The 25,228-nt window shown below is 46.9% G+C and carries 24 protein-coding genes, 1 pseudogene and 1 riboswitch; of the genes and pseudogenes, 8 read left to right on the top strand and 17 right to left on the bottom strand.

The features are described 5' to 3' along the window. Nucleotides 1-27 precede the first annotated feature (27 nt). Genes KV201_RS11725 through KV201_RS11735 form a run of 3 tightly spaced genes read right to left on the bottom strand, consistent with a single transcriptional unit; the run spans nucleotide 28 to nucleotide 2,593 of the window. Nucleotides 28-1,284 carry a HAMP domain-containing histidine kinase gene (locus KV201_RS11725; protein ID WP_226059420.1) on the bottom strand — a complete coding sequence of 419 codons (1,257 nt, stop codon included), beginning with the start codon at nucleotides 1,282-1,284 and terminating at the stop codon, nucleotides 28-30. Between the two features lie 49 nt (nucleotides 1,285-1,333). Continuing rightward, complete coding sequence (locus KV201_RS11730) at nucleotides 1,334-2,011, bottom strand: response regulator transcription factor (RefSeq protein WP_006079763.1); 678 nt, start codon at nucleotides 2,009-2,011, stop codon at nucleotides 1,334-1,336. Between the two features lie 60 nt (nucleotides 2,012-2,071). Next, nucleotides 2,072-2,593 (bottom strand): hypothetical protein, encoded by a 522-nt coding sequence (locus tag KV201_RS11735; RefSeq protein WP_006079762.1) that lies wholly within the window; start codon nucleotides 2,591-2,593, stop codon nucleotides 2,072-2,074. A 493-nt stretch (nucleotides 2,594-3,086) separates the two neighbouring features. Here KV201_RS11735 and KV201_RS11740 point away from each other — a divergent pair, with 493 nt between their 5' ends. Beyond that, the gene (locus KV201_RS11740; protein ID WP_107403301.1) at nucleotides 3,087-3,248 is read left to right on the top strand and encodes a hypothetical protein; all 162 of its coding nucleotides are present in this window, start codon (nucleotides 3,087-3,089) and stop codon (nucleotides 3,246-3,248) included. A gap of 14 nt (nucleotides 3,249-3,262) precedes the next feature. Here KV201_RS11740 and KV201_RS11745 read toward each other — a convergent pair. The 8 genes and pseudogenes from KV201_RS11745 to moaA all read right to left on the bottom strand — a co-directional run. Then, nucleotides 3,263-3,436 (bottom strand): annotated as a pseudogene (locus tag KV201_RS11745) (ABC transporter ATP-binding protein); the annotation flags it as partial. A 40-nt stretch (nucleotides 3,437-3,476) separates the two neighbouring features. Beyond that, nucleotides 3,477-4,580, bottom strand: a complete 1,104-nt coding sequence (locus tag KV201_RS11750) for an ABC transporter ATP-binding protein (RefSeq protein WP_226059421.1) — start codon at nucleotides 4,578-4,580, stop codon at nucleotides 3,477-3,479. Further along, nucleotides 4,561-5,241 carry a molybdate ABC transporter permease subunit gene (gene modB, locus KV201_RS11755; RefSeq protein ID WP_107949675.1) on the bottom strand — a complete coding sequence of 227 codons (681 nt, stop codon included), beginning with the start codon at nucleotides 5,239-5,241 and terminating at the stop codon, nucleotides 4,561-4,563. Before modB ends, KV201_RS11750 begins: the two co-directional genes overlap by 20 nt. An 8-nt stretch (nucleotides 5,242-5,249) precedes the next feature. Beyond that, on the bottom strand, nucleotides 5,250-6,050 hold the full coding sequence (gene modA, locus KV201_RS11760) for a molybdate ABC transporter substrate-binding protein (protein ID WP_226059422.1): 801 nt from the start codon (nucleotides 6,048-6,050) through the stop codon (nucleotides 5,250-5,252). Nucleotides 6,051-6,127: 77 nt separating this feature from the next. After that, nucleotides 6,128-6,595, bottom strand: a complete 468-nt coding sequence (gene moaE / locus KV201_RS11765; RefSeq protein ID WP_226059423.1) for a molybdopterin synthase catalytic subunit MoaE — start codon at nucleotides 6,593-6,595, stop codon at nucleotides 6,128-6,130. Nucleotide 6,596: 1 nt separating this feature from the next. Next, on the bottom strand, nucleotides 6,597-6,848 hold the full coding sequence (moaD, locus tag KV201_RS11770) for a molybdopterin synthase sulfur carrier subunit (protein ID WP_006079756.1): 252 nt from the start codon (nucleotides 6,846-6,848) through the stop codon (nucleotides 6,597-6,599). A 116-nt stretch (nucleotides 6,849-6,964) separates the two neighbouring features. Further along, the gene (gene moaC, locus KV201_RS11775; protein WP_226059424.1) at nucleotides 6,965-7,441 is read right to left on the bottom strand and encodes a cyclic pyranopterin monophosphate synthase MoaC; all 477 of its coding nucleotides are present in this window, start codon (nucleotides 7,439-7,441) and stop codon (nucleotides 6,965-6,967) included. Between the two features lie 96 nt (nucleotides 7,442-7,537). Further along, nucleotides 7,538-8,518: a GTP 3',8-cyclase MoaA gene (moaA, locus tag KV201_RS11780; RefSeq protein ID WP_037392248.1), complete on the bottom strand. Its 981-nt coding sequence runs from the start codon at nucleotides 8,516-8,518 to the stop codon at nucleotides 7,538-7,540. Continuing rightward, a riboswitch (molybdenum cofactor riboswitch) is annotated at nucleotides 8,506-8,639 on the bottom strand. (Overlaps the previous gene by 13 nt.) Nucleotides 8,640-8,886: 247 nt before the next feature. Here moaA and KV201_RS11785 point away from each other — a divergent pair. Both KV201_RS11785 and KV201_RS11790 read left to right on the top strand, forming a co-directional pair. Next, nucleotides 8,887-10,536 (top strand): electron transfer flavoprotein-ubiquinone oxidoreductase, encoded by a 1,650-nt coding sequence (locus KV201_RS11785; protein WP_006079753.1) that lies wholly within the window; start codon nucleotides 8,887-8,889, stop codon nucleotides 10,534-10,536. 349 nt (nucleotides 10,537-10,885) lie between these two features. Continuing rightward, on the top strand, nucleotides 10,886-12,802 hold the full coding sequence (locus KV201_RS11790) for a methyl-accepting chemotaxis protein (RefSeq protein WP_006086544.1): 1,917 nt from the start codon (nucleotides 10,886-10,888) through the stop codon (nucleotides 12,800-12,802). A 75-nt stretch (nucleotides 12,803-12,877) separates the two neighbouring features. Here the strand turns inward: KV201_RS11790 and KV201_RS11795 are convergent, their stop codons facing one another. The 4 genes from KV201_RS11795 to KV201_RS11810 all read right to left on the bottom strand — a co-directional run bounded on the left by KV201_RS11795 (nucleotide 12,878) and on the right by KV201_RS11810 (nucleotide 16,732). Further along, complete coding sequence (locus KV201_RS11795) at nucleotides 12,878-13,234, bottom strand: DUF4870 domain-containing protein (RefSeq protein ID WP_006079751.1); 357 nt, start codon at nucleotides 13,232-13,234, stop codon at nucleotides 12,878-12,880. Between the two features lie 37 nt (nucleotides 13,235-13,271). Continuing rightward, nucleotides 13,272-13,967: an MOSC domain-containing protein gene (locus KV201_RS11800; RefSeq protein WP_226059425.1), complete on the bottom strand. Its 696-nt coding sequence runs from the start codon at nucleotides 13,965-13,967 to the stop codon at nucleotides 13,272-13,274. Between the two features lie 135 nt (nucleotides 13,968-14,102). Beyond that, nucleotides 14,103-15,563, bottom strand: coding sequence for a sensor domain-containing diguanylate cyclase (locus KV201_RS11805; protein WP_006079749.1), 1,461 nt, complete (start codon nucleotides 15,561-15,563; stop codon nucleotides 14,103-14,105). Between the two features lie 317 nt (nucleotides 15,564-15,880). Then, entirely contained in the window at nucleotides 15,881-16,732 is an 852-nt protein-coding gene (locus KV201_RS11810) for a PfkB family carbohydrate kinase (RefSeq protein WP_071940482.1), read from the bottom strand. Between the two features lie 361 nt (nucleotides 16,733-17,093). Here KV201_RS11810 and KV201_RS11815 point away from each other — a divergent pair, with 361 nt between their 5' ends. Then, nucleotides 17,094-17,276, top strand: a complete 183-nt coding sequence (locus tag KV201_RS11815; protein ID WP_071940509.1) for a hypothetical protein — start codon at nucleotides 17,094-17,096, stop codon at nucleotides 17,274-17,276. A 40-nt stretch (nucleotides 17,277-17,316) separates the two neighbouring features. Here KV201_RS11815 and KV201_RS11820 read toward each other — a convergent pair whose 3' ends face one another. Beyond that, on the bottom strand, nucleotides 17,317-17,712 hold the full coding sequence (locus KV201_RS11820; RefSeq protein ID WP_071940483.1) for a hypothetical protein: 396 nt from the start codon (nucleotides 17,710-17,712) through the stop codon (nucleotides 17,317-17,319). 363 nt (nucleotides 17,713-18,075) lie between these two features. Here KV201_RS11820 and ovoA point away from each other — a divergent pair, with 363 nt between their 5' ends. Beyond that, the gene (ovoA, locus tag KV201_RS11825; protein ID WP_226059427.1) at nucleotides 18,076-20,190 is read left to right on the top strand and encodes a 5-histidylcysteine sulfoxide synthase; all 2,115 of its coding nucleotides are present in this window, start codon (nucleotides 18,076-18,078) and stop codon (nucleotides 20,188-20,190) included. Between the two features lie 139 nt (nucleotides 20,191-20,329). On the opposite strand, the gene KV201_RS11830 is transcribed toward ovoA, so the two are convergent. Beyond that, complete coding sequence (locus KV201_RS11830; RefSeq protein ID WP_226059428.1) at nucleotides 20,330-22,285, bottom strand: methyl-accepting chemotaxis protein; 1,956 nt, start codon at nucleotides 22,283-22,285, stop codon at nucleotides 20,330-20,332. 358 nt (nucleotides 22,286-22,643) lie between these two features. Here KV201_RS11830 and KV201_RS11835 point away from each other — a divergent pair, with 358 nt between their 5' ends. The 3 genes from KV201_RS11835 (at nucleotide 22,644) to KV201_RS11845 (ending at nucleotide 25,180) form a co-directional block, all read left to right on the top strand. Next, complete coding sequence (locus KV201_RS11835; protein ID WP_006086532.1) at nucleotides 22,644-22,955, top strand: pyrimidine/purine nucleoside phosphorylase; 312 nt, start codon at nucleotides 22,644-22,646, stop codon at nucleotides 22,953-22,955. A 287-nt stretch (nucleotides 22,956-23,242) separates the two neighbouring features. Then, nucleotides 23,243-23,839 (top strand): TetR/AcrR family transcriptional regulator, encoded by a 597-nt coding sequence (locus KV201_RS11840; RefSeq protein ID WP_071940486.1) that lies wholly within the window; start codon nucleotides 23,243-23,245, stop codon nucleotides 23,837-23,839. A 183-nt stretch (nucleotides 23,840-24,022) separates the two neighbouring features. After that, on the top strand, nucleotides 24,023-25,180 hold the full coding sequence (locus KV201_RS11845) for an iron-containing alcohol dehydrogenase (RefSeq protein ID WP_226059429.1): 1,158 nt from the start codon (nucleotides 24,023-24,025) through the stop codon (nucleotides 25,178-25,180). Nucleotides 25,181-25,228: the final 48 nt, after the last annotated feature.

Raw genomic sequence — 25,228 nt, forward strand, 5'->3', positions numbered from 1 at the left:
CTCGACACTGTAATGCGGATCATCGACTTAAAACTTAATAGTGACCACTAAGCCGGGATGATTATCCGTGAGATGAATTTTAGCATTGTGCCGTGAGAGAATCGCTTTGACCATAGATAATCCTAAACCTGTGCCCTGTAAATGTCGGCTAGGGTCGAGGCGTACTAAGCGTTCGAACACTCTTTCTTTACTGTCGTCGGGAATACCGGGGCCATTATCGCGGATCTGAATTTGCGGGCCTGATTGGATAATTTCAATCCGCGCACCTTGGCCAGAATACTTCATCGCGTTATCGACGAGATTATATAAAGCTTGGAATAATAAGTATTTATCACCAAATACCTTATGGTCAGCCAACAGCGACAAACTCAAGGTTTGCTCATTGGATTCTGCCACGGCATCGGCCATGTCCAACAAATCGGTACACAGTTGCGCTAGGCTTAACTCCTGCAAGTCCAGCGTCTGCTGACCTTCTTCGATACGCGTGAGTGACAACATGGCATCAAATGTCGCTAAACAATGGTCGAGCTCCTCGGTCAAAATGGCGCAACCCTCGCTAATCTCATCGCTGGGTTTACTCGCCAACTCTTCAAGACCAATGCGGATATGTGACAGTGGAGTACGTAAATCATGGGCGATATTATCGGTCGCGCCGCGCACTGCCATCAGGTTATTTTCGAGGATATCCAGCACATTATTAAACTGCAGCGCCAACATATCGAACTCATCCTGACGCCAACTCAAGGGCAAGCGGGTGTCATAGTGGCCGCGTTCAATCTGTTCACTCAAGCGGTTGTATTGCACTAATCGACGTAAAATCGCCTTAGAAAACAGATAGCCGAGCGCTAAGGTCAACACTATCGTAAGCATCACGGCTGTCGCCGCAGCGCTGATAAACTTATCGATTAATGTCGCTAAGTTATCGGTACGGGTCGCAATCAACACTGGGCCATAGCGTGTCATTACCAGCCCGCCGGTAAGAATATGCAGCTTATCTGGGCCACCGGTTAAGATGGGGAAATCCCGCGTTTGTGGCAGCATGGGCATGCCTTCGGGCATAAAGCTCAAGGCACCGACCATATCGTAGCTATTACGCCAAGCGATCAGAGCGGTTTGTGGATCGGCGGCGCGGATTTGAGCGGCAAAACTACGGCGATCAACTGTTAAGGCAAGTTGCTGATAACGTTGGGTCTCTGACTCTAAATATTGAGTCACTTGATACTGTTGCTCGATGATCAACTGTCGATAGAGGGCAAATAGCAGCGCCCCAATGATCACCGTCACTAAGGTCGAAAAGACGATTGTGATGCGCCAGGCGCTGCTTTGGTAAGGCTTAATGCCTTTGTCGTAAGCGATAACCCGCTCCCCTCACGGTTTCGATAAGCTCGCCATGGCCTAACTCTTCAAACTTACGGCGTAATTTTGCGATATGCACATCGATAACGTTCGTGCGTGGGTCGAAGTGATAATCCCACACCGCTTCGAACAACAAGGTGCGGCTAATCACTTGATTCGCATGTTCCATTAGATACTTAAGTAACTGGAACTCTTTTGGCTGCAGCATCAACTCTTGCCCGTCTAACGTCACATTACGGGTCAGTAACTCCATCTTCAATCCACCGACAACAAGATCTGTGGTGACTGGCACAGATTGGCCACGGTGCATGAGTTTTTCGGCGCGTACTAATAACTCAGAGAAGGCAAACGGCTTAGTCATATAGTCGTCGCCGCCCGCGCGCAGGCCTTTCACTCGCTCATCAACGTGCGCTAAGGCAGATAAAATCAGCACTGGGGTTTGATTGCCCGTTGCCCTTAAGGCGGCCAATAATTTCAAGCCATCGAGCTGGGGTAACATGCGGTCGAGGATCACGAGATCGTACTGACTGCTTGTGGCGAGTGACAGACCTTGGTGGCCATCGCTCGCCGTTTCGATATTGTGGCCCTGCTCAAGAAATCCTTTGACGATGTAATCAATCGTCGTCGCATCATCTTCAACTAAAAGTATTTTCATCTGTATGTTGCGCTCCTCAATCCTAAATACTCGTTTGAGCACTCGATTGACTTAGATGTTTCAATCCCACTTGAGTAAAGGTAACGGGCGTAAATTTTCGACATCAAAAGCCAATTTAAACTTACCCGTATCGTCCAGCAGCTTAAGCTCTAAATAACTGATACCTAAGTCGTGATCTAACTTTGCCTCGGTTAAGAAGGCTTTGTGATCTTTAGTGGCCTTAGCGATTAAGCCTGAAAATGTTTGATCTTTTGCCGCGATCAAACGTGTCGCCTCAACCTCACCGAGATCATCCGCGCTTACTTTACTCGCCTTTTGTTTCAGCAACTTACCATCGCGGGCACGATATTCAAACCGCGTTATAGAATTGGCCAAGGGATTAATCAACTCAAATTGGTAGACTAATTCACCCTCTTGCTCTTCCATATTAAATTCGGCAATCACGCCGGAGAACCCTTTTTCGATCTGCTGCATAACGCTCAGCGGCGGTACATAGTCTCCACCCGCAAACATCGAATACATGCTCTGAGCCGCTGTTGCGACGCCAGATACCAACATGAATCCTAGCAACCATAGTCTCATGGCTCCTCCATATAAATCAGCTAAGTTTGTATCTTATGAGACAATCAGTTAGAAGTCGATGGGACCAATTGTCCCTGTGCGCGATTCCAAGCCAATCTCCCATAATCTACCACTGGATATAGCATCACACTGCGTTAGCCTTAACTCAGGTTTGGTCATAAATGGAACGAAAATTCCCTTTCAACAGCACCTAAGTTATTAGCTTTTAAGCCAAACACTCAATCATTTTGTGGCTAATGTGTTAAGTCTACCTAATACCAGCTGAAACACCGATGGAAACAAGATTAAGCTTTGATCATCTGGGGATTTTGAAGTATGACATTTCCAGTGAAATACCATAATTTAGCCATTTAAAATCAAGCTGATTGAATTTTAGCGGGTATTTTAGTGCATTTGTGTCGTCAAAAAGTACGATTGGCAAATAGACCGCACTCAACTAAAGTCAGTCTGATAACCAAGCGTCAAGTAATGGCATTTTTTAATCGGAGCGAATATGAAACCAGTCACACGATGGATAAGCTTGAGCTTGCTACTCGTCGCAGCATTAAGCGCTTATGCCTATGGCAGCGCCACCAGTGCATTGGTGTTCATCATCTTAGGCATGCTATTGGAAGGAACATTTTGGATTGGATTACTGGGTAAAAAACGTCATTAGAGTGCGAGATCACATTATTCCAAAATATGAATTTGTTCGGATTTGAGTGCCACTGTGGTTTGCATTCCTTTTGTGAGTGCAAGCTTTTGGGCAAAATGCAGCGAGACTTCGGTGTTAAGTTGTAACTGAGTACCTGTGACATAGCAAATAAGCCGGACCGATTCCCCCATCACCAGCATAGCGTCGATAATTGCTGGGTAAAAAACGTCATTAGAGTGCGATATCACGTTATTCCAAAATATGAATTTGTTCGGATTTGAGTGCCACTGTGGTTTGCATTCCTTTTGTGAGTGCAAGCTTTTGGGCAAAATGCAGCGAGACTTCGGTGTTAAGTTGTAACTGAGTACCTGTGACATAGCAAATAAGCCGGACCGATTCCCCCATCACCAGCATAGCGTCGATAGTGACATCTAACTTATTAAAACTGCGGCATAAACGTCCGTTAGATATCGAGTTAAAGCGAATGCCTTGGTTGGGGATCACCCAACGCACTTTGCTGCCAACGGTGCGGTCTGTGCCATAGTCGCAGGCGATCAACTGCTCGCCAAACTTAAGCCAAGTGAGGTCTTTTGTGCTGTCTTGAAGCACCACTTCACCGTCGAAAATATTCCTTAGCCCCATCTGCCGCGCCACCGCTTCATTGCGGGGCCGCGACAACACCTCGAAAGGTGCGCCCTGCTGTAGCATCTTCCCTTGGCTGATCAAAATCATCGAATCGGCTAGCAACAAAGCTTCATTTAAGTCATGGGTAACCATGATCACTGGGCAGAGTAGCTGCTCCTTGAGGCGCGCCAGTTCGAGATATAAACGCTCGCGGGTTTCCCGATCAACTGCCGAAAAAGGCTCATCGAGTAATAACACTGAAGGTTCGCGGGCAAGTGCACGGGCAAGCGCAACCCGCTGGCGCTGACCGCCAGATAAATGCGCTGGCAATCTATCGGGTAGGCCTTGTAGGTTGACTCGCTCAAGCCAATCTTTCGCGCGCACAATACGCTCAGATTTGGGGATATGATCAAGCCCAGCGACTACATTCTCTAAGGCAGTGAGATTAGGAAATAAGCCAAAATGCTGCGGCATATAACCGATATGGCGTTGCTGCGGGCTCAAGGCGATGCGCGCTTTATCATCAAACCAAGGCCGATCGCCAAAATGGATTTGGCCCGTATCGGGATGATTTAATCCAGCGATCATCCGTAGCAAGGTCGTTTTGCCACCGCCAGACGGCCCTACTACAGCGAGCACTTCGCCAGCCTTGCAGCGAAAATCAGCGTTGAGTTTAATGTGTTTATGGTTTTGGATCTGACACTGCAGATCAGCGATGATTTGCGCCACGCTGACCTCCTAAACGCCGTGACAAACTGGTAGTGAGCGCCAAAGCCGTTACCGCAAACAGTAATAACACTAATGACATAGTGCCTGCGGCATTAAAATCGAAGGCTTGCACACTGTCGTAGATAGAAATCGAAATTGTCTTAGTCTCGCCAGCGATATTGCCGCCCATCATCAACACGACGCCAAACTCGCCGAGCACATGGGAGAAACACAACACCAGCGCGGTTAGCACACCCGGCCACACCATAGGCAATTCAATCTTAAGCAATATTTTAAGTCGGCTCATGCCACAACAAGCTGCGGCATCGCGGACATCATTCGGCACAGCTTCAAAGGCCCGCTGGATCGGCTGCACCGCGAAGGGGATATTGACGAACACAGAAGCGATAACCAGGCCTGAAAAATGAAACACGAGCTGCTGGCCCGTCAATTGCTCTATCCATCGTCCGAGCCAACTCTGACTACCGAGCCCCACCAGCAAGTAATAGCCAATCACGGTCGGCGGTAACACTAAAGGCACCATGATGAGTGCCTCGACCCAAGATTTGCCGACAAATTGACGATAGGCCAAGGCTCGCCCCGCGAGTATCGCAAGGGGGATCAGCACCAATACTGTGATGCTGCTGAGTTTGACCGATAACCACAGCGCCTGCCAATCCATTGAAATCCTTAACTTACTGGCAAACCAAAACCGTATTGAGTGAATACGGCGCGGGCGGCGTCTGACTGTAGATATTGGTAGAAACGCTCGGCGGTTGAGCTCGCCTTAGGCATTAACGCCATACGTTGATTCAGCGGACCGTGGAGATCTGTGGGTAAAGCTAAATAATGACCGAGGGCTTGAAACTGCGGCGCAATCGCCAGTGATAAAGGAATAATTCCGCCTTGAGTCGAGCCGCTGATCGCAAACTGCGCCGCTTGGGAGGCATTTTCGCCTAAGATCAACTTAGTTTGTAGCTCATCCCATAACCCGAGTTTTTTCAATAACTCACGGGCGCGTTCGCCGTAGGGCGCATGGTCAGGATTGGCGATCGCAAAGCGCTCTAGCTGGCCCGCTGCCAATAATGCTTTTAGGCCATTGAGTTCGATATCTAGTGCGAGCGGTGAATTTTTAGGGGCGACTAAGGCTAAACGGCCAACGGCATACTGCACGCCCTCGCCTTGGGTAAAACCGACTTTGTTCAGCTCGGCAATATAACGCTCATCGGCGCTCAGCAGCATTTCAAACGGCGCACCGTGTTGAATTTGAGCGACAAAATTTCCCGATGAACCATAAGAGACCCGTACTTTGAGACCCGTTTCTGCGGTGAAGTTTTTAACAATGTCATCCAAGGCAAACTTGATATTAGCCGCCGCGGCGATGGCAGGAATCGGCGCATTATCCGCTGCGCGACTGGTCGATGGCACGACTGCCAAACAAAAAAGCAATGCAAAACCAAAGGCATGGAACAAACGGGTCAAACTCTGCATTGGGTCACCTCAGTGCCGTTTTTTCGTTCATGTAGAGCTAGCAAGCTGCCTTGCCACTGCGCGTATTTTTGCTGCAACTAATCTTTGTGTTGCCACATTTTGGCAGCTTGTTCATCGGCATCTTTCGCCTCAACCCAGCTTTTACCTTGCTCGCCAGCTTCTAATTTCCAGAATGGCGCCTTGGTTTTTAAAAAGTCGATTAAGAATTCACAGGCAGCAAAAGCGGCTTTGCGATGGGCGCTGGTTACGCCGATAAATACAATTTGCTCACCTAAGGCCATAGTGCCCACGCGGTGGATCACAGTGACTTTGTTCAGTGGCCAGCGACTGCGCGCCTCGACAACGATTTGTTCTAGCACGGCTTCTGTCATGCCCGGATAGTGCTCTAAGGTTAAGTCAGTCACGGCGGCGCCATCATTAAAATCACGTACTTTACCGACAAAAGTGACTACAGCACCATCGCTATCATCTTGAGCCAACTGCCGATATTCGTCGGTCACACTAAAATCGACTTCTTGCACTCGAACTGCGGGTAATAAGCGCATATTAACCTCCGGTAACGGGTGGGAAAAAGGCGACTTCATCACCATCGTTTACAGGCGTATCCCATTGACTGATGGTCTGATTTACTGCCACCAGCAATTTGTCTGAGGTTAATACTTTTGCCCATTTATCGTCGGTAGCCGCCAGCGTCGCACGTAACGCTTCGGCGGTTTGTGTCTGCTCGCTCGCCTCTAGGCTTAATTTAGCTGTGCCCAATAATTCTCGAACTTGAGCAAAAAACAACACGTTAATCATAATCTTCTCTCGTTTTTGATCCGCTAAACTGACTCACCAATAGCGCGTCAGACTTAAGCTTGGACAGCTTCGCTCACTTGCTAATCTGCCGAGTGGCTAAAGCCTATTCTGTCAGGCTAAACCTTAAAATGTCCCGACTTGCCGCCGCGTTTTTCTAGCAAACGAACTTGGGAGATCACCATATCTTTTTGCACGGCTTTGCACATATCGTAGATAGTTAATGCTGCCACTGAGGCCGCAGTTAAGGCTTCCATCTCTACGCCTGTTTTGCCGGATAATTTACACTGACTGGTGATACGCACGCGGTTATGTTCAGGCTGCGCTTCTAAATCGACTTCAACCTTAGTCAACATCAGTGGATGGCATAAAGGGATAAGATCTGAGGTTTTTTTCGCGGCTTGAATACCCGCTATACGTGCAGTGGCAAACACATCACCCTTGTGGTGGCTGCCGCTCATGATCATCTCAAGTGTCGTGCTCGCCATCTCGATAAACGCTTCGGCACGGGCTTCGCGCTCGGTAACGGCTTTTTCGGTGACATCGACCATATGGGCGTTGCCATCGGCATTAATATGGGTAAATACATTGCTCATTGGAGCGATCCTTTCGTTTGAGGACAAAACAAAGTGCAAGGGAAATTGGGCTTATACTCGCGCTAAATCGGCGCTGATGAAGAACCTAAATACGGGTTAGCCACCAATAGAGGCGAGATGCTGAGTGACACCTGTAATGCCTTGATGCAAGTAATGGGTTGCTTTCTTCTGGGCTAATTGACCGTGCAAACGCTCAATTAATTCCGCTTGTTGGCTAGAATGCTGCAGCAGATCACGCAAATCGACACCGGATTCGGTAAAGAGGCACAAGTGCAACTTGCCCTTCGCCGATACGCGCAGGCGATTACAGCTGGCACAGAAGTTAGTCGCATAGGGCATGATCAAACCAATACGACCTTGATAATCACTGCGGCTAAAGTTTTGCGCTGGACCATCATCGGCGCTTGGCGTATCTAATTGCCAACCATCCGCCAGTAACTGCGCTTTAATGTCAGCGCCCGCTAAATGATGTGCTTCAAAATACTCACGGCCTAAACCCGTTTCCATTAACTCGATGAAACGTAAATCGATTGGCGTGTTTTTAATCCAATGCAAAAAGCGCGGTAAATCTTTATCGTTTAGGCCTTTAAGCAGGACAGCATTGATTTTTACGCGCTCAAAACCCGCCGACAAGGCAGCATCGATCCCCCGCATCACTTCGTCGAATTTATTCTCGCCGGTGATTTGGTAAAACATTTTGGGATCTAAACTATCCACAGACACATTGATACGGCGCAAGCCCGCATCGAACCATTCTTTGGCATGCTTTTCGAGTCTATAGCCATTAGTGGTTGTCGCTATGGTGTGAATGCGCGGGTTATCGGCGACGACACGGATGATGTCGGTAAAGTCTTTACGCAGGGTGGGTTCACCGCCTGTAATGCGGATTTTTTGGGTGCCGACTTGGCTAAATGCAGAGACTAAGTTTTCTATCTCATTGAGAGATAAGAATTTTGGCTTGCCGTCAGGATGATAACCGTCGGGGAGGCAATAACTGCATTTGAAGTTACAAACGTCAGTGACTGACATCCGCAAATAGTGAAATTTTCGACCAAAGCTGTCTTGTAATTGAGACATGATCACCTTTCCAAGTGTGGGAGGTGAGAGCATTTCTTATCCCACCCCGGTGGCATTATTACCACGGCTACACCTCCATATCTTTCGACTTAGGTAGGCAAGCTCGGAGAACCGTCACCGGTGATTATAGGCCGAAAGTACTCACTAGCTATACCCCTAAACAGGTATTTATTAACCTAGATCACGCTAGCGTGAATAATCTGTGACAGTCCTCACCTAAAGATTTGTACTGAATTAGACTAAACAGCCGCTTAATCCACTGTGACCTTATCTTATTTTCAGGTAAGGTGGTACAAGCAATAAAACGCCCGTTTACAAACTACAACACTCGATAAAAATCGGGGAAACGTGAAGGAAGAGGTGAACTGATGGAACGCGAATCAATGGAATTCGATGTTGTTATCGTCGGCGCAGGTCCAGCAGGCTTGGCCACCGCGTGTCGATTAATGCAAATATCACAGGATTCAGGTAAAGAAATTACCGTCTGTGTGGTCGAAAAAGGCTCAGAAGTGGGCGCGCATATTCTGTCAGGCGCAGTGTTCGAGCCAAAAGTGCTAGACGAGCTGTTCAGCGACTGGCGTGAGAAAGACGCCCCAGTGAAAACCGCTGTCACCCACGACGAAATCTACCTGCTCAGCTCTGCCACCGACGGCCGAGTGATGCCTAATGCCTTTGTGCCAAAAACCATGCACAACGACGGCAATTTTATTATCAGTGTCGGTAATCTATCCCGCTGGCTTGCTAATCGCGCCGAAGAACTCGGTGTCGAAATATTCCCCGGCTTTGCCGCCAGTGAATTGCTATTTAACGTCGATAACAGCGTTAAAGGTATTTTGATTGGCGATATGGGAGTAGGCGCCGATGGTGAGCCTAAAGACAGCTTTATGCCCGGCATGGAACTGCACGCTAAATATACTGTTTTCTCAGAGGGTTGCCGCGGCCACTTAGGCAAGCAACTTATCGAAAAATACCATTTAGATAATGGTAAAACCCCCCAGCATTACGGCTTAGGCTTCAAAGAAATTTGGAAAGTCCCCGCTGAGCAACACGAGCAAGGTAAAGTGGTGCACACAGGTGGCTGGCCATTAACCGAGGGCGCATCGGGTGGCGGCTTCCTTTATCACATGGAAGACAACCAGATTGCTGTCGGCCTCATTATCGATTTGAACTATAAGAATCCGCATCTGAGTCCATTTGACGAATTCCAGCGCTATAAAACTCATCCTGTGATTGCAAAGTATTTAACCGGCGGCGAACGCCTCAGTTACGGCGCCCGTGCGATTACTAAAGGCGGCTTGAACTCGCTTCCTAAGATGAGCTTCCCCGGCGGCCTGATCATCGGCTGTAACGCTGGGACTTTGAATTTCGCGAAAATCAAAGGCACTCACACTGCGATGAAGAGCGGTATCGTTGCGGCAGAAACCTTAGGTAAAGCCATGATGGCGGGTGTTGAAGGCGGGAAAGATCTCGACTGTTACCAAACTCATATCGAAGAAAGCTGGCTGCATGAAGAACTGCATAAATCGCGCAACTTTGGCCCTGCGATGCATAAGTTTGGTACCTATTTAGGCGGCGCCTTCAATTACATAGATCAAAACTGGTTTGGCGGAAAGTTCCCTATCACACTGCGTGATGAACACCCAGACTATGCGCAAATGGCCTCCGTGAGCGCTTACAGCAAGATTGATTACCCAAAACCCGATGGCAAGCTCAGCTTCGACAAACTGTCCTCTGTGTATCTGTCGAGCACTTATCATGAAGAAGATCAGCCCTGCCATTTACGTCTTAAAGACAGCAGCATTCCACTGGGTATCAACCTGACTCAGTTTAATGAGCCAGCACAACGCTATTGCCCTGCCGGTGTGTATGAAATCGTCGAAGAGGCGGGTCAGCCTAAGTTTGTGATCAATGCGCAAAACTGCATTCACTGCAAAACCTGCGACATTAAAGATCCTAGCCAAAACATCACTTGGGTGACGCCAGAAGGCGGTGGTGGTCCTAACTACCCCAATATGTAACTTGTCACCAATAAATGTTAATAGCGGCGCTCAATGGAGCGCCTTTTTTTTCACCTTTGAAACAAACATCTCACTTTTTTTGCTTGCCCTTATCTACGACATTGGCCACAATTGCCACACATAAAAGAGTTCGTTTTCAATCACCATCCCATTTCCATCTATACTCTACATAATTAGATCTACTGCAAGACCAACGGGTTAGGCCAAATAAATGTTTTATACGCTGTTTTATTCAGCATTCGGCCTAGACTAAGGTTAACTTTTCACATTCCTGTCCGATAATCTTTTACCGTACAAGAGTGCGTTGACCGATAACGCAAAACAGTCCAACACAGGCATATTGATATTTATGATATTTAATAACCTCACCATTAAGCAGAAAATTCTGCTAACAGTGACATTTGCAGTACTGCTGTCGACCATACTCGTCGGCGTATTAAGCCAACGTAGCGCTAAAAATGTCGTACAACAACGGATGTTAGGTTCGGAACTGCCGAGTTTGATGATGCAGATCCGCAATAAGATCGATCTCGACATCTCCACTTTAATGAATGCTGCAGAGCAATTGGCCAGCAGCCGCATGTTACTCCAATGGCTCGAAGACGGCAGACCACAGGCCCAAGAAACCCAAGTGGTTGCCCAACTGAAAGACATCACGCGTCAATATAAGCTAGCGCAAGCCTCCTACGCCGACAGACAAACTGCCGCCTATTACACTCAGGATGGTTTCCTGCGCGTGCTCACCCCTGCGCAGGATGGCTGGTTTTTTGGTTACCGCGACAGTGGCCAAGAACGTATGTTGAACGTATTCACTGAGGCCAACGGCGAAGTCAAACTCTTCATCAACTACCAGCAACCCAATGGTCGCGGCTTAGTCGGGCTCGCTAAATCACTCGATGATATGGTGCGTTTACTGAGTTCATTTAAGATTGAAGAAACAGGATTTGTTTACTTAGTGGATGCTAAGGGTGAAGTGAAACTCCACCCAGATACGAGCCAAATTGGTAAGAGCAACCTAAGCAACTTATACAAAGATGCGAACTCAAGCGCCTTACTAAACCGCGGTGATTTCAATCTGATCAATACCAAGATCAATGGCGAAAACATGCTGGTTGCCAGTAGTTATATCGCGTCTATGGATTGGTACTTAGTGGCACAAGTGCCAGAAGCCGAAGTGTTTGCGCTATTAACCGAAGCGGCTTATCAGATCTTAATCTGGACACTGTTGATTGCAGCGGGCTTTATCGTTCTCGCTATCGTTGTTGCAGGTTCTGTGAGTCGTCCAATCGCCCAAGTTGCCGCTATGTTCCGCGACATAGGCGAAGGTGAAGGTGACTTACGCCAACGCTTACCCGTCAATGGTGAAGATGAGATTGCGCAACTCGCTAAGGGATTTAACAGCTTTATCAGCAAGATCCAAGATTCGGTCATCGAAGTGGCGCAAACCAGCGAACAGCTCGGTTTCTCCGCTAAGGATGTGTCGAATCAGGCACAGCAAACCTTAGAAGACAGCCACGAGCAGAAAGATCGCACTATGATGGTGGTAACAGCCATTAATGAAATGGGCGCGACGGTTAACGAAATTGCCAGTAATGCTGCCCAAGCAGCGGTTGCTGCAAGAGATGCTGACACTGAAGCCAGCAGCGGCCAAGTTGTGGTAACCCGTGCCCGCGATACCATTAACCAATTGTCAAAAGACGTTGGCCAAGTGGGCGAAGTGATTGAGTCCCTCGCGACCCACACTAAATCCATTGGTGGGATTTTAGATGTGATCCGCGCTATCTCTGAACAGACAAACTTGTTAGCCCTCAACGCGGCAATTGAAGCGGCACGTGCCGGTGAAGCTGGACGCGGTTTTGCTGTCGTCGCCGATGAAGTACGTAACTTAGCATCACGTACCGCAGCTTCGACCAATGAAGTGCAAGGCATGATCGACAAGTTGCAATCGGAAGCCAGCCGCGCAGTGAATGCGATGGCCCAGAGTCGTACTCGCTCCCATGAAGGTGTTGTGGCCGTCGATGAAGCCAGCAAATCGTTGATTGGTATTAGCGATCGCATTGGTCTTATCAGCGACATGAACATCCAAGTTGCTGCGGCAACGGAAGAGCAATCCACAGTTGTGGAGGACATCAACCGTAACGTCACAGAAATCAACGATATTACTCAGCGTACAGCCAATACTGCACAAGCGGCAGCACAGGCGAGTTTAGCCTTGAATCAACTGTCACACCGTTTAGATACCTTAGTGGCCAAGTTTAAGGTGTAACACCTTAAACTTACGCCATAAAAAACGCCTTAGATGGAAACATCTAAGGCGTTTTTCTTTAACTCAAAGAGGCGATCAATCCATAGCAATAAATTTAATCGTTAATGGATATTTATATACCTTACCCTCACTGGCCTTAATAATCGCCAGCACAGTGCACACCAAATCGAATATGCCGAGTATGGCTAAAAAGATAAAACCTATCCCGACCAAAGCGAGTACGCCGCTGATGATCACATAAATCAGCAGGCTCAATTTAAAGTTCAAACAACTACGGCCACATTGATCGACAAATGCGGACTCTTCGCGCTTCATCAGCCAGATAATCAAAGGACCAAGAATCGAGCCCAGCGGCACTAGGTATCCAACAAAGCTTGAGGCGTATACCAGTAAGCCAAAATCTTTATCACTTTTTGTAACGGGTTCAATCATAAGGTCATCCCTGTTTTATCATTATGAATATAAATACTTATTTACCGCTCGGCCCATATAAGCGCATTTGCCAATCTTCTACTGTCTGTGATGCTAAGCGCCGTTGTAGGCTATTCACCCAACTCTGCGCTAATCCCTCGCAGCAAGCTAAACGATCATAGCCGCTGGCATTAAAGGTGGGTGAAAAATAGAGTGCCATAGCCTCGGCGACACTAATGTCCGTACGGCGCTCAACCAGTTCAATCTTATCGTTTAACTGAATAATCCCAGGCGTTAATACTCGATAAAACCAACCACATAATTGGCTCTGCTGCATGGCGAGGGCAAATTCTTTGTGCCCAAATTGCAGATTCAACTTAAAGCAAGGTGAACGCGGCTGAGTGACCTGCACTGTTACGGCGCCAATTTGTAAGATATCACCAATATTAACTTGGGTTTCGTTCAACCCAACGGTACTGATGTTCTCTCCCATGCTGGGCGCATCTTCGAGTTGAGTAATTAAATCCCAACGACGATATTGGCCGTAATGCTCGCGGGGAAAATGATGTAACACGCGATCGAGTCCGCCATGGTGTTTAGGATCGGCCTGTGCGTCCCCTTCGACATGGCTAACATGTACTAGCAGTTGTTGAGCAGCTTGCTTGCCATCAATACCTGTGGCGACACCTGCCACTTCCTGCAGATGCGTCCCTAAATACAATCCAGATAACTTATTGATCAACAACGTTGACATCTGTAACCCCCAATCCATAACCCATCTCGCATTACCGCCAGAGTGTAAACCGCAATACGCCAGTAACACAATCAACTCGCTCAATAGCTCATAAAAGTAGGCGCAATCTTGCCGCCAATAAGCACGGGGCTGAATCTATGAATGATTTAACACTACTTGATTTCGACCGGCTTCCTTAGCCTGATACAAGGCCAGATCGGCACGCTTGATCAGATCTTCTGCAGGCTCTTGCGCCTGATGCTCGGCGACGCCAATACTGGCAGTAATAGAAATATGTAATCCATTCACTTTAATTTCCCGCTGAAAAATAAGCTCACGGATCTGTTCAGCCAGTTCTGCCGCTCGGGTTAAATCCATCCCCGGAAGTAAAATCAAGAACTCCTCGCCGCCCCAACGACATAAAATATCCTGTTGCTGCAGCGCGCCACGCAACATATTCGTCATGGTTTTTAATACTAAGTCACCAATCCCATGCCCATAGCTGTCGTTCACTTTTTTAAAGTGGTCAATATCCAGCAAGAGTATTGAAATCGGCGATTGTGCCAACTTAGCCTTATCTAACGCCTGCCTAAAGTACTCATCAAATACCTGACGGTTAGCGGCGCCAGTAAGCTTATCGGTAGACGCCATGACTTCTAATTTGCGCTGATAACGACCTAAGGTCATGTTGGAGATGAATAAAATCCCTAGGGTCACCATTAGGCTTAAGCCCAAGTTGCCCCAAAAAGTATTTAGCAACTCCCGCTCCTGTGGCGCATCTTCCTGCTCAACAATCAAATACCACTTAAACTCAGGGACTAGGCGGCTGTTGAGATAAACGGTTTTACCATTTCTCTGGTAGCTAAAAGCCGCACTTGGACTGGTTAAAATACGCGTCGCTAAATTTTCAAGCCCTGGACTGGTTTGCAGCGAATCCGCACCATCATATTCATCGCCATGCAAAGTGACATTGCCCTGCCGATCGGTAAAGAACACTCGACGGTTATAACGTTTTTGATAAAGCTCGATGAGGGACTTAACCTTTTCAACCGCCAAACCCACACCGGTAACGCCTATAAATTTGCCTTCAAAATCAAAAACTTTATAGTTTACGAATACGGTTGTTTTACTGCGGTCCGCCGTATCAGCATCAATATTGACCTCATAATGCTCAGATTCGGGTAAAGAGCGCACTCGAAAGTACCAAGCATCATCGGGCTCAACATCTTGGATTTGTTTTAAAATGCCCGTGGAGTGGTAATAATGCCGACTTTTCTCTGACACAAAAAAACTGGTGACTGTATCGTATTTCTCTTGGATTTCCTTAAGGTAACGGATCAGTTTTTCTGGCTCTTGCTCGTGGCTTAATGTCCAATCGCGAACAAAAGTATCCTGCGCCATCAAGGATGAAATAAAGATAGGTCGCAGCAGGTCCTGTTGAATTTCTGAGTAAATATTGTCACTTGTGAGCGGGAGGGTATTACTCTCGATTTGTTGACTCAGTGAGTCATGGGCCACCTTGTAACTGATACCACTGGTCACTAAGAAGGCGACTAAAAGCAAAACAGAGAGCAGCCAAATAAATTTATTCTTATCATTCCAAGCGTTATTGCCCATTCTCAACTCCAAAGACTACAGAACACCTTGAGTGGCTTATTATTTTAATGTCACGATAACTATTTTAGTTGAATAAATGTTAACGCAATTGCGCCATGGCCGCACAACATTTCAGCTTTATGAATGTTCTGCGATGGAATAACTTTATTTTGAGCAAAAAAATGCCTCGTTGGGGAAACGAGGCAAAAAACATACTAACCAATAAATGGGAGAAAAGCACAAGAAAACGTTAAGGGACAAGAGCTATGCGCCACAAGACATACTCTAGCAAGACCGTATGACAGAAAGATGACTCAAACTGCTCATCCGCAGATTTATCATGCGATTTGCTTCGCCTCTAAATACTGTTTCAGTGCCTCACCCGGAATAGAACTATCGGTTGCCACCGCAAATGCCGCCCAAACAGCGCCTTCTGCCATCGCCTCGGTAATCGACTGACCAGTGCATAGACTATGGATAAGTCCCGCCGCATAGGCATCACCAGCGCCTGTGGTATCAACAACAGTGGCAGGGATAGCAGCGACATGCTGCACTTGATCGTGCGTGTAAACCTTAGCCCCATTGATGCCATCGGTGACAATAAAGTAACGCAGACACTCACCGCCAATGCTTTTGCCATATTCCCAAGAGGCGCCATCACAACGCCCTTGGATATCACTCATGGAAGCCAGCAAAATATGACAAGGTCTCTGCCTGTCATCTTTGGCTAATTGCGCGACCACAAGACAATGTTCCAAGGCTGTCTTTGCCCAACTGACCGAACCTTCAGCGGAAGTATTGAAATACAGCGCGTCCCATGGCTGCCATTTCGGCGGCACTGATAACTCAAATATGGGTCTTTGTGGCCGAATAATCGTCCGTTCACCGTCTGGCGTCATCACGAGTAGCATTTCGCAAGTGTTACCAGCTCGGCGCTGCACTAAACGGCAATCGAGTCCTTGAGTGCTGGCTTCTGCAATGAGCCAATCTCCCATGTCATCACGGCCAACTTGACTCACCAATGCGACGCTATGCCCTGCCCAAACTAAACCTAATCCGGTATTTGCCCCGCCGCCACCGAGCCTTTGTCCACCATCTTGATAATGGAAACGCCCACCTGTTTTTAAAGGTTTATCAAGCAGTAAAATCCGATCACAGTTGAGATTGGCAACTAACAAAATATTCGCCATTACGCGGCTCCAAAGGGCAAAAAAAGACTCAAGGCCAGAAGATGAAAACAAAGAAATATCAATCTAGAGCAAAATGCTCACTGGTACAATCCAATCATCAAGATAGCAGCACCATCAGGCTATGGCTGACGCCTGTGTAAGCATTTGTCCCGAATAAGACAAGGAAAAAAATGCGCAGCCATACGGTAAAACTGACTGTTTCAGCTCAACCCTCTGTTTAAAATAGATTTCTATATTGCATGACGCCCAACGGCATAAATGCATACAACAAACTTCAAACCAGCTCAGTTAAATAGCAATAACTGTCGTTAAAATATGTGAAGTGAATAAGGAATTAAATTTATGAATGGAATCAAACGCTATGCTAATGGAAAGATGGGATACCGCTGAAGAAAAAGCTGAGCAGCTACGCCGTTACCAGCTCTGCCTTGATGAGTTTAATGAGCTGGATTTTCACGATGTATATGTCACAGAAATTAAAAAAGAATACCAACAACTTGCAGAACTAGTAAAAGTGCAGTCAACGTCGGATCCCGAGCGCTAACTGCACTTACCTATTTAGTCACTTAACCATAAATCTTCAATTACTTTATTGGCGTCAATGGTGATAAAGACGCAAATTGTACTGCCAACGTCCAATCTGTGATGACCATATCTGACGGCTGCCAACTGTCATCAACCCACTCATAAATCAATCCTGGATTTTCCTCAGCATTGACTAACAAACGCCGTCCATCTTGCAATACCAGCGTATAATCGAGCCCCTGTGCATCGACACTTTCAATGTCCCCCAAGACATTATGTTTAATGGCCGAAATGGTTCCCATTGCCTTAACGGCATCGCTCCCCTTTGCACCGCTGTAAAACGTTAACGCCTCGTTTGCGACAGTCTTATGAAAGACAAACTCCTCAGTCACACCCACTACGATCGATTGATCAAGTTCGTACCAGGCGGGTATCCATAATGCGTTAATTGTCATCCCGTTATATCCTGCATAATAATTTTACGGACGGGATCATTCTGCCTTAACCCCGACAGAGAAAATACTCTTAAGGGATAAAATAATTTTAATCCTAAAAAGGATGGCATCACGAAACGCAGTGCTCACTTCCTTTGTAAGATAACCTTAACTCCAAAGGTCATGTCTGAGATGTTTTAGTGCCAGTGGCTGATGTTGGACTCAATTCGTGTTTCTGTTAGTTTGTAAAACACTTTGCCTCAAATCGACACATTAAGCTGACAAAGTGATCCTGAGCCCAGTAATCGCGTATAGAGTCACACACGATAGATTCATATTCCCATGCTTGCACCGCAGGCTGATAAATACGGAGTTTACTTGCCTATGGATAAGCCCATAACGCAACCCCCTCAAACCCTTAAGCTAATTGGTGAAACTGAGGCAGGAAAGCGTCTAGAGCTTAAGCAGTACTTTAATCAGACATGGGCTCTGTACGAGTCACTGTTTGATTTGATCCAAGAAGATAGCGCCTATTACCTCAAAGCCGAGCCACTGCGCCATCCGTTGATCTTTTATTTTGGCCATACGGCCACTTTCTATATCAACAAACTCAAACTCGGCAAATTTCTCGACGAACGGGTAAACGATAACTTCGAATCCATGTTTGCCATTGGTGTCGATGAGATGTCTTGGGACGATCTGAACGAGCAACATTACCCATGGCCGAACGTAGCTGAAGTGCGCAGCTATCGCCAACAAGTTAATGCTGTCGTCAATCGCGTGATTGATGAAATGCCGCTGGCGCTGCCGATCACTCAAAACAGCACAGCTTGGATCATTTTGATGGGTATTGAACATGAGCGAATTCACTTAGAAACCTCATCGGTGATCATCCGCCAACTGCCATTGGAACATGTCGCGCCCAACAGCCTCTGGGCTGCGTGCCAAGACTTCGCCGCCGCCGAAGCCAACAGTTTACTGGCTGTAAAAGGGCAGAAAGTGACCTTAGGTAAAACTGAACAAGATGAAACCTACGGCTGGGACAACGAATACGGCCATAAAATCTTTAATGTTGTCGACTTTAAGGCCTCTAAATTCTTAGTCTCGAATCAAGAGTATCTCGCATTCGTCGAAGCTGGCGGCTATAGCTCACCCCAATTTTGGAATGAAGAAGGCCAAGCTTGGCTCGCTTACACCCAAGCTCAAATGCCGCGTTTTTGGCGCTTAAAACAAGATAAATGGTGGCAACGTAACTTATCGGAAGAAATCCCGCTGCCATTAAACTGGCCTGTAGAAGTGAATCAACTCGAAGCTAAGGCCTTCTGCAATTGGAAAACCGAGCAAAATCAAAGCAACATTCGCCTACTGACAGAAGCCGAATGGTACATCTTACGCGAGAATGTGCCCGCCGATGCGCCCGATTGGCACGAAGTGCCGGGCAATATTGCTTTGGCTTATTACGCCTCTTCTTGCCCAGTGAATCGCTTCGAACATAATGGCTTTTTCGATATTGTCGGTAATGTTTGGCAATGGACAGAAACCGCAATCGATGGCTTTAACGGTTTTGCCGTGCATCCACTCTACGATGATTTTTCGACCCCAACCTTTGATGGTAAACATAATCTCATCAAAGGTGGCTCGTGGATCTCCACAGGTAATGAAGCCATTGCTTCGTCACGCTATGCGTTTCGTCGACATTTTTATCAACACGCTGGCTTCCGCTATGTGGAATCCACGCAAAATCCCGCCCAAATGGCCGAGGTCAATGTGTACGAAACTGATGAACTGATTTCCCAATACCTTGAATTCCACTATGGCGCCGAATATTTCGGGGTTGCTAACTTCTGCGTCAATGGCGTGCAGCAAGCGCTCAGTGAAATTCAACTCACCCATACGGCCAAAGCGCTAGATATCGGCTGCTCTGTAGGCCGAGCGAGTTTTGAACTGGCAAAAGTGTTTGATCATGTTGATGGTATCGACTTTTCGGCGCGCTTTATTCAACAGGCCTATGCGCTGACCGAACAAGGTGAAAAACGTTACACCATACGTACCGAGGGCGACTTACAGGAATTTAAGAGCGCGAGTCTGGCTAAACTTGGATATGAGCTTGAGGCGAAAAAAGTCAACTTTATGCAAGGTGATGCCTGTAATTTAAAGCCAATGTATACAGGTTATGACTTAGTTTATGCCTCGAACCTTATTGACCGACTGAACGATCCTAAGCACTTTTTAACCAGTATTGCCCAGCGAATTAATCAAGGTGGATACCTTGTTATTACTTCGCCATACACTTGGCTTGAGGATTATACGCCGAAGGATAAATGGCTCGGTGGCGTTAAAGTCAAAGGAGAGAACTTCACCACCTTAGATGGCTTGACCGAAACCTTAATCGGCCAATTTGAGCTAGTCGCAGTGAAGGAAATCCCCTTCGTGATCCGCGAGACTAAACGTAAATTCCAACATTCCATCTCAGAAATGACAATTTGGCGTAAGCGTTAATGCTGTCTCATGGAATAAACCGCTGAAGTCTCAATAAAAATATCCGCCAGAAATCCATTTCTGGCGGATGTGTAACATCCAGCTCAGTCATCTTTGCAGCATCAACTAAAGTTGAACACGGCAAATACAGCGCAAATACCTACACCTTAAACTGTGCCGTTGTTAAACCAAGCTGATTTGCTAACCCTAACAAACTGCGCGTACTCGCTGCCACTTGGCTGATCGCCGCGCTATTTTCTTCCGCCGCCACGCTCAAGCCCGCAATCCCCTGTGCAATCGTTGCCGAAACCGTTGTTTGCTCCTCCGCGGCGGTGGCGGTTTGGATCATTAATGCCTTTAAGGTTTCTAAACGTAAAGCGATGTCATCCACTGCGGCTTGCATGCCATCGGCATCTTCTGCTGTTTTAGAGGCTTCAGTAGTACAAGTCACACTATGCAGCGCCAACACGCCAGACTGCTGCTGAATGCCTTTTAACACTTGGCCAATATCCTGAGTAGCCAACTGAACCTTAACCGCTAACTGGCGCACCTCATCGGCAACTACGGCAAAGCCACGACCATGTTCACCAGCTCTCGCCGCTTCAATCGCCGCATTAAGTGACAGCAGATTCGTTTGTTCGGCTATGGCATTAATCACAGCCAATACCGAACCGATTTTCTGACTGTCGGCCTCAAGGCTGCCCACTTGCTGATGTATGGTCGCAAAACTGCTCAAGGTCACTTTCAAGCTTTTACGTGTGCTGGCTAAATTTTGCGAAAGAATTTCACTCGAATGAGTACAGGCAGAGACTTCATCAGAGGATTTAAGCGTATTCGTGCTGATTTCCGCGGCGGCATAACTCATTTCTTCGACTGCGGTTGCCAGCATATCGGTCTCTTTCGCCTGCATCTGAATACTGCAATCGGCTTGGGTCATAGCGGCAGAATTTTGTTCAGCGGCGGATTCGAGTTCATGTCCAACGCCCACCAGCTGACTAATGATTTCTTTGAGCTTTGTTTGCATCCGGGCCAACCAGCTCATCAGATGATTATCCGTTTGAACATGGGGCAGATTATGGGTGAGATCCCCAGAGGCAATCATGCTGGTCAAGTTACACATATCCTCAGGCTCACCGCCGAGTGGCTTCAACACAAATCCTGTGACTAACTTAGCAGCAGCGAATGCCAGCACTAAGGCCGCCACACAAACAAATAAGCCGATAAATAGCATTCGATAGGCCGGCGCCGCGATTTCGCTCACATCAATTTCAGCCATCAAGCCCCAACGTAAGCCAAGTTCAACAACGGGAGAATAGGCAGATAACACCGGATTATGATTGTAGTCATTCACTTGCATCACACCAGTCTTACCCGACAGCGCCTCTTTCACCGCAGGTGTGTCGACACCATTCTGGGCAACCGTTCCAGCGAAGGAAGCGGTCACAGTGCGATTGTTCGGGTCAAGAAAAGAATCGGAACGCATGCGATTATTGGGACCAATTAAATAGGTCTCGCCACTTTGTCCCATACCTTCGCGGATCTGCATAACTCGGTTGATGCGGTCAATTGATACTTGAGCCGCCACCACTAATCTTTGCTGATTGAATTGAATCGACTGACCAATAAATGCTGCCGGTTGGCCATTTGAAGGAGCGTATGCGGAGAAGTCTTGCAGTAATACAGTACCAGTAGACCCCAAAGCCTTATTGAATAATTGCGCTAATCCCGAATCATGGTAGGGCCCAGTGCGAAGATTTGTGCCGAAATCCGACTCCTTCGCGGCGGTGTAAAACACAGTGCCGTCATCCCGAATGATGAACAGATCATAGAAACCTAAAGACTTATTTAACGACTTTAAGGTCTCATCAAGGTCGGAGATAGTATCGAGGCTTTTTTGGCTGGCGATCACCGCACTGACGGCCTGCAGGTTATCTGAAAAGTCCTGAAACATACCGACAATCTGTCGCTGCTTGATCTCGCGCACCGCCACTAAACGAGACTGAGCCTCGGCAAATAACTCATCCCGAGCAATGTAAGTCACTATCGCGGTAGCAAATATGAGGGGTAATAGGACAATCAATAAACTGATCAGCTGAATTTTACGAGTAAAACCCATGGTGAGACTCCTTGTCGCGCTTCTAATTCCATTCATTCACTTTTTGCAAAATTAAATCTGCCCTAAAACTATAGGAGAAGAATCTCAGCTAAACAAAGCGGCGCCGACTATTTTCATCAAAAGTTCACCTAAATGCCGCCAACCAATTATTTTTAAATAGAAAAATGATTAATAACTTTAAATGACAGCCAAGCCATACCGACCATTTCAAACAAAATGATATAGTGGAAAACACTTTATAAACCGAACGTTAGCATCACCTTATATTCAGTACGCATATCCACACGACAAATAATGCATTGAAATTTATTAAATATGCATATAAATTCATCCCAAGCCAATTTATAGAGGATTAAAAATGAGTTTACTCGAGCAAGTGTCTGTATCTAAAAAAGCCAATATTTACTTTGATGGTAAAGTTGCCAGTCGTAGCGTATTTTTTGCCGATGGTAGTAAGCAAACCTTAGGCGTAGTTCAGCCTGGAGAGTATGAGTTCTCGACTTCACAAGGCGAAATCATGGAAGTGATTAGCGGCCGTTTTGAGGTGTTACTACCAGAAACGACTACTTGGCAAGAATTTAGCGAAGGAACTCAGTTTGAGCTTGCTGCAAATGTCAGCTTTAAAATTCGTAATACAGCCATTGCAGAGTACTGTTGCAGCTACCTGTAATCATCTTGATTGAGTAAAAGTTTCAATATCAATTATGAATCTAATGCTCACAGTGACGGTTTATCTCAGCACTGTGGGTATTTTGTCCTACCGAACCATTTCTCCTTGCCACAATTTCACCCTCTGCATGCTTTATCCGTTTGCCTTTTTATCAATTTGATAGCTTTATTAGGCAGACCCAAGACAGCTTAAACCTCGCGACTTAAAGAAGACTAAATCGGGCGTGCTGATATCGCCGATAAAAACAACACTAGACGACCGGTCTATTTTGGCTTATCCTAGACCACATGAAAATTGAAACTCAATCCACTCGCCAGCACATTCTCGACATCGGCTATAAGCTGATCGTACGAAAAGGCTTCTCCAGCGTCGGCTTATCACTACTGCTGCAGGCCGCCGAAGTGCCTAAAGGCTCGTTTTATCATTACTTCAAATCCAAAGAACAATTTGGTGAAGCGCTCATAACCGATTATTTTGAGAAATATCAGTTAGATTTAGACGCATTATTCAATAACTCAACACTGACGGGCTATCAACGCTTAATGCAGTACTGGCAACAATGGTTGCACGTACAAGCTGATGGCTGCGTAGATCAAAAATGCCTCGTCGTGAAACTCAGTGCTGAAGTGGCAGATTTATCCGAAGCCATGCGAGTTGCCTTACTTAAAGGTTCCGCCGGCATCATAGACAGGTTAACCACTTGTGTTCAAGTTGGCATAAACGACAGTTCAATCGCCGAGCAAGATCCTCAATCGACCGCTGAAATGTTGTATCACATGTGGTTAGGTGCCAGCTTAATGAACAAGTTAGGCCACAGCCCCGCGGCACTTGAACGTGCACTCGTGACGACTAAAGCTATTTTAACGCCTAAAACGGCCCTTTAACTTAATACCGATTCAAAACCAATATTTGCTGATGTCAGTCAGCCTAGATTTTTAAAGAATACATTTTCACGCCACAAAATTAGACGACTGGTCTACTAATTTAACGGGCGATTAATTAACGCAGCGCATTTAACACTGCTAATTTAAAGAAGCTCACTTAAAGTAATAAGGGATAAATCATCCATGCTAAATTTTAACTATTACAACCCAACCCGTATCCGTTTTGGTAAAGACACTATCGCCGAAATTGATGCTTTAGTACCGAGCGATGCTAAAGTCATGATCCTATTTGGCGGCAGCAGCGCCAGAAAAACCGGCACGCTAGATGAAGTTAAACAATCATTGGGCAATCGTTTCGTTGTCGAGTTCGATGGTATTGAGCCAAACCCAACCTATGAAACCTTAATGAAAGCCGTCGCCCAAGTGCGTGAGCAGAAGATCGACTTCCTCCTCGCAGTGGGTGGTGGCTCTGTTATCGATGGCACTAAATTTGTTGCCGCTGCGGCGGTATTCGAAGGCGAACCTTGGGACATTCTCACTAGTTGGGGCGCAAAAGTCACTCAAGCTATGCCTTTTGGCTCAGTATTAACCTTGCCTGCGACGGGTTCAGAAATGAACAACGCCAGCGTAGTGACCCGCAAATCACTGCAAGCTAAGCTGCCATTCCGTAATGACTTGGTTTATCCACAATTCTCAATACTTGATCCGACGAAAACCTTCACCCTGCCAGAACGCCAAGTGGCCAACGGTGTCGTCGATGCTTTTGTGCATATCACAGAGCAATACCTCACTTACCCAGTCAACGCCGCCGTACAGGACAGATTTGCCGAAGGTCTGTTACAAACCTTGATTGAGCTTGGTCCACAGGTACTAGTTCAACCCGAAGATTACGACATTCGCGCTAACTTAATGTGGGTCGCCACTATGGCACTCAACGGCACGATTGGCGTAGGCGTTCCGCACGATTGGGCAACCCACATGATAGGCCATGAACTGACTGCGCTTTACGACATCGACCATGCGCGTACATTGGCAATCGTATTGCCTGCCCTGCTGCAATGTACCAAAGAGGCTAAGCGCGAAAAGTTACTCCAGTACGCAGACCGAGTGTGGCACATCAACACAGGTACCGATGACGAGCGCATCGATGCCGCTATTGCAAAAACTAAGGCTTTCTTCGAAGCCATGGGCATACCGACACATTTATCTGCCTATGATCTCGATGCCAGCCACGTTGATACCGTAGTGAAACAGCTTGAACTGCACGGCATGGTGGCACTCGGCGAACATGGCAACATTAACCCAGCAATGAGCCGTGACATTTTGACCTTAGCCCTATAACGTCAAATGAACTAAACCCAAAGCTCACACGTATTGATGTGAGCAACT

Origin of the sequence: Shewanella sp. SR1 (genome assembly GCF_020447145.1) — a bacterium.
GTDB classification, from domain to species: domain Bacteria; phylum Pseudomonadota; class Gammaproteobacteria; order Enterobacterales; family Shewanellaceae; genus Shewanella; species Shewanella baltica.

What these genes read in the sequence shown, in the direction of transcription:
- KV201_RS11730 (WP_006079763.1), bottom strand. Translation starts at nt 2,011, where the DNA reads ATGAAAATACTTTTAGTTGAAGATGATGCGACGACGATTGATTACATC.
- KV201_RS11735 (WP_006079762.1), bottom strand. Translation starts at nt 2,593, where the DNA reads ATGAGACTATGGTTGCTAGGATTCATGTTGGTATCTGGCGTCGCAACA.
- KV201_RS11740 (WP_107403301.1), top strand. Translation starts at nt 3,087, where the DNA reads ATGAAACCAGTCACACGATGGATAAGCTTGAGCTTGCTACTCGTCGCA.
- modB (WP_107949675.1), bottom strand. Translation starts at nt 5,241, where the DNA reads ATGGATTGGCAGGCGCTGTGGTTATCGGTCAAACTCAGCAGCATCACA.
- modA (WP_226059422.1), bottom strand. Translation starts at nt 6,050, where the DNA reads ATGCAGAGTTTGACCCGTTTGTTCCATGCCTTTGGTTTTGCATTGCTT.
- moaE (WP_226059423.1), bottom strand. Translation starts at nt 6,595, where the DNA reads ATGCGCTTATTACCCGCAGTTCGAGTGCAAGAAGTCGATTTTAGTGTG.
- moaD (WP_006079756.1), bottom strand. Translation starts at nt 6,848, where the DNA reads ATGATTAACGTGTTGTTTTTTGCTCAAGTTCGAGAATTATTGGGCACA.
- moaC (WP_226059424.1), bottom strand. Translation starts at nt 7,441, where the DNA reads ATGAGCAATGTATTTACCCATATTAATGCCGATGGCAACGCCCATATG.
- moaA (WP_037392248.1), bottom strand. Translation starts at nt 8,518, where the DNA reads ATGTCTCAATTACAAGACAGCTTTGGTCGAAAATTTCACTATTTGCGG.
- KV201_RS11785 (WP_006079753.1), top strand. Translation starts at nt 8,887, where the DNA reads ATGGAACGCGAATCAATGGAATTCGATGTTGTTATCGTCGGCGCAGGT.
- KV201_RS11790 (WP_006086544.1), top strand. Translation starts at nt 10,886, where the DNA reads ATGATATTTAATAACCTCACCATTAAGCAGAAAATTCTGCTAACAGTG.
- KV201_RS11795 (WP_006079751.1), bottom strand. Translation starts at nt 13,234, where the DNA reads ATGATTGAACCCGTTACAAAAAGTGATAAAGATTTTGGCTTACTGGTA.
- KV201_RS11800 (WP_226059425.1), bottom strand. Translation starts at nt 13,967, where the DNA reads ATGTCAACGTTGTTGATCAATAAGTTATCTGGATTGTATTTAGGGACG.
- KV201_RS11805 (WP_006079749.1), bottom strand. Translation starts at nt 15,563, where the DNA reads ATGGGCAATAACGCTTGGAATGATAAGAATAAATTTATTTGGCTGCTC.
- KV201_RS11810 (WP_071940482.1), bottom strand. Translation starts at nt 16,732, where the DNA reads ATGGCGAATATTTTGTTAGTTGCCAATCTCAACTGTGATCGGATTTTA.
- KV201_RS11815 (WP_071940509.1), top strand. Translation starts at nt 17,094, where the DNA reads ATGCTAATGGAAAGATGGGATACCGCTGAAGAAAAAGCTGAGCAGCTA.
- KV201_RS11820 (WP_071940483.1), bottom strand. Translation starts at nt 17,712, where the DNA reads ATGACAATTAACGCATTATGGATACCCGCCTGGTACGAACTTGATCAA.
- ovoA (WP_226059427.1), top strand. Translation starts at nt 18,076, where the DNA reads ATGGATAAGCCCATAACGCAACCCCCTCAAACCCTTAAGCTAATTGGT.
- KV201_RS11830 (WP_226059428.1), bottom strand. Translation starts at nt 22,285, where the DNA reads ATGGGTTTTACTCGTAAAATTCAGCTGATCAGTTTATTGATTGTCCTA.
- KV201_RS11835 (WP_006086532.1), top strand. Translation starts at nt 22,644, where the DNA reads ATGAGTTTACTCGAGCAAGTGTCTGTATCTAAAAAAGCCAATATTTAC.
- KV201_RS11840 (WP_071940486.1), top strand. Translation starts at nt 23,243, where the DNA reads ATGAAAATTGAAACTCAATCCACTCGCCAGCACATTCTCGACATCGGC.
- KV201_RS11845 (WP_226059429.1), top strand. Translation starts at nt 24,023, where the DNA reads ATGCTAAATTTTAACTATTACAACCCAACCCGTATCCGTTTTGGTAAA.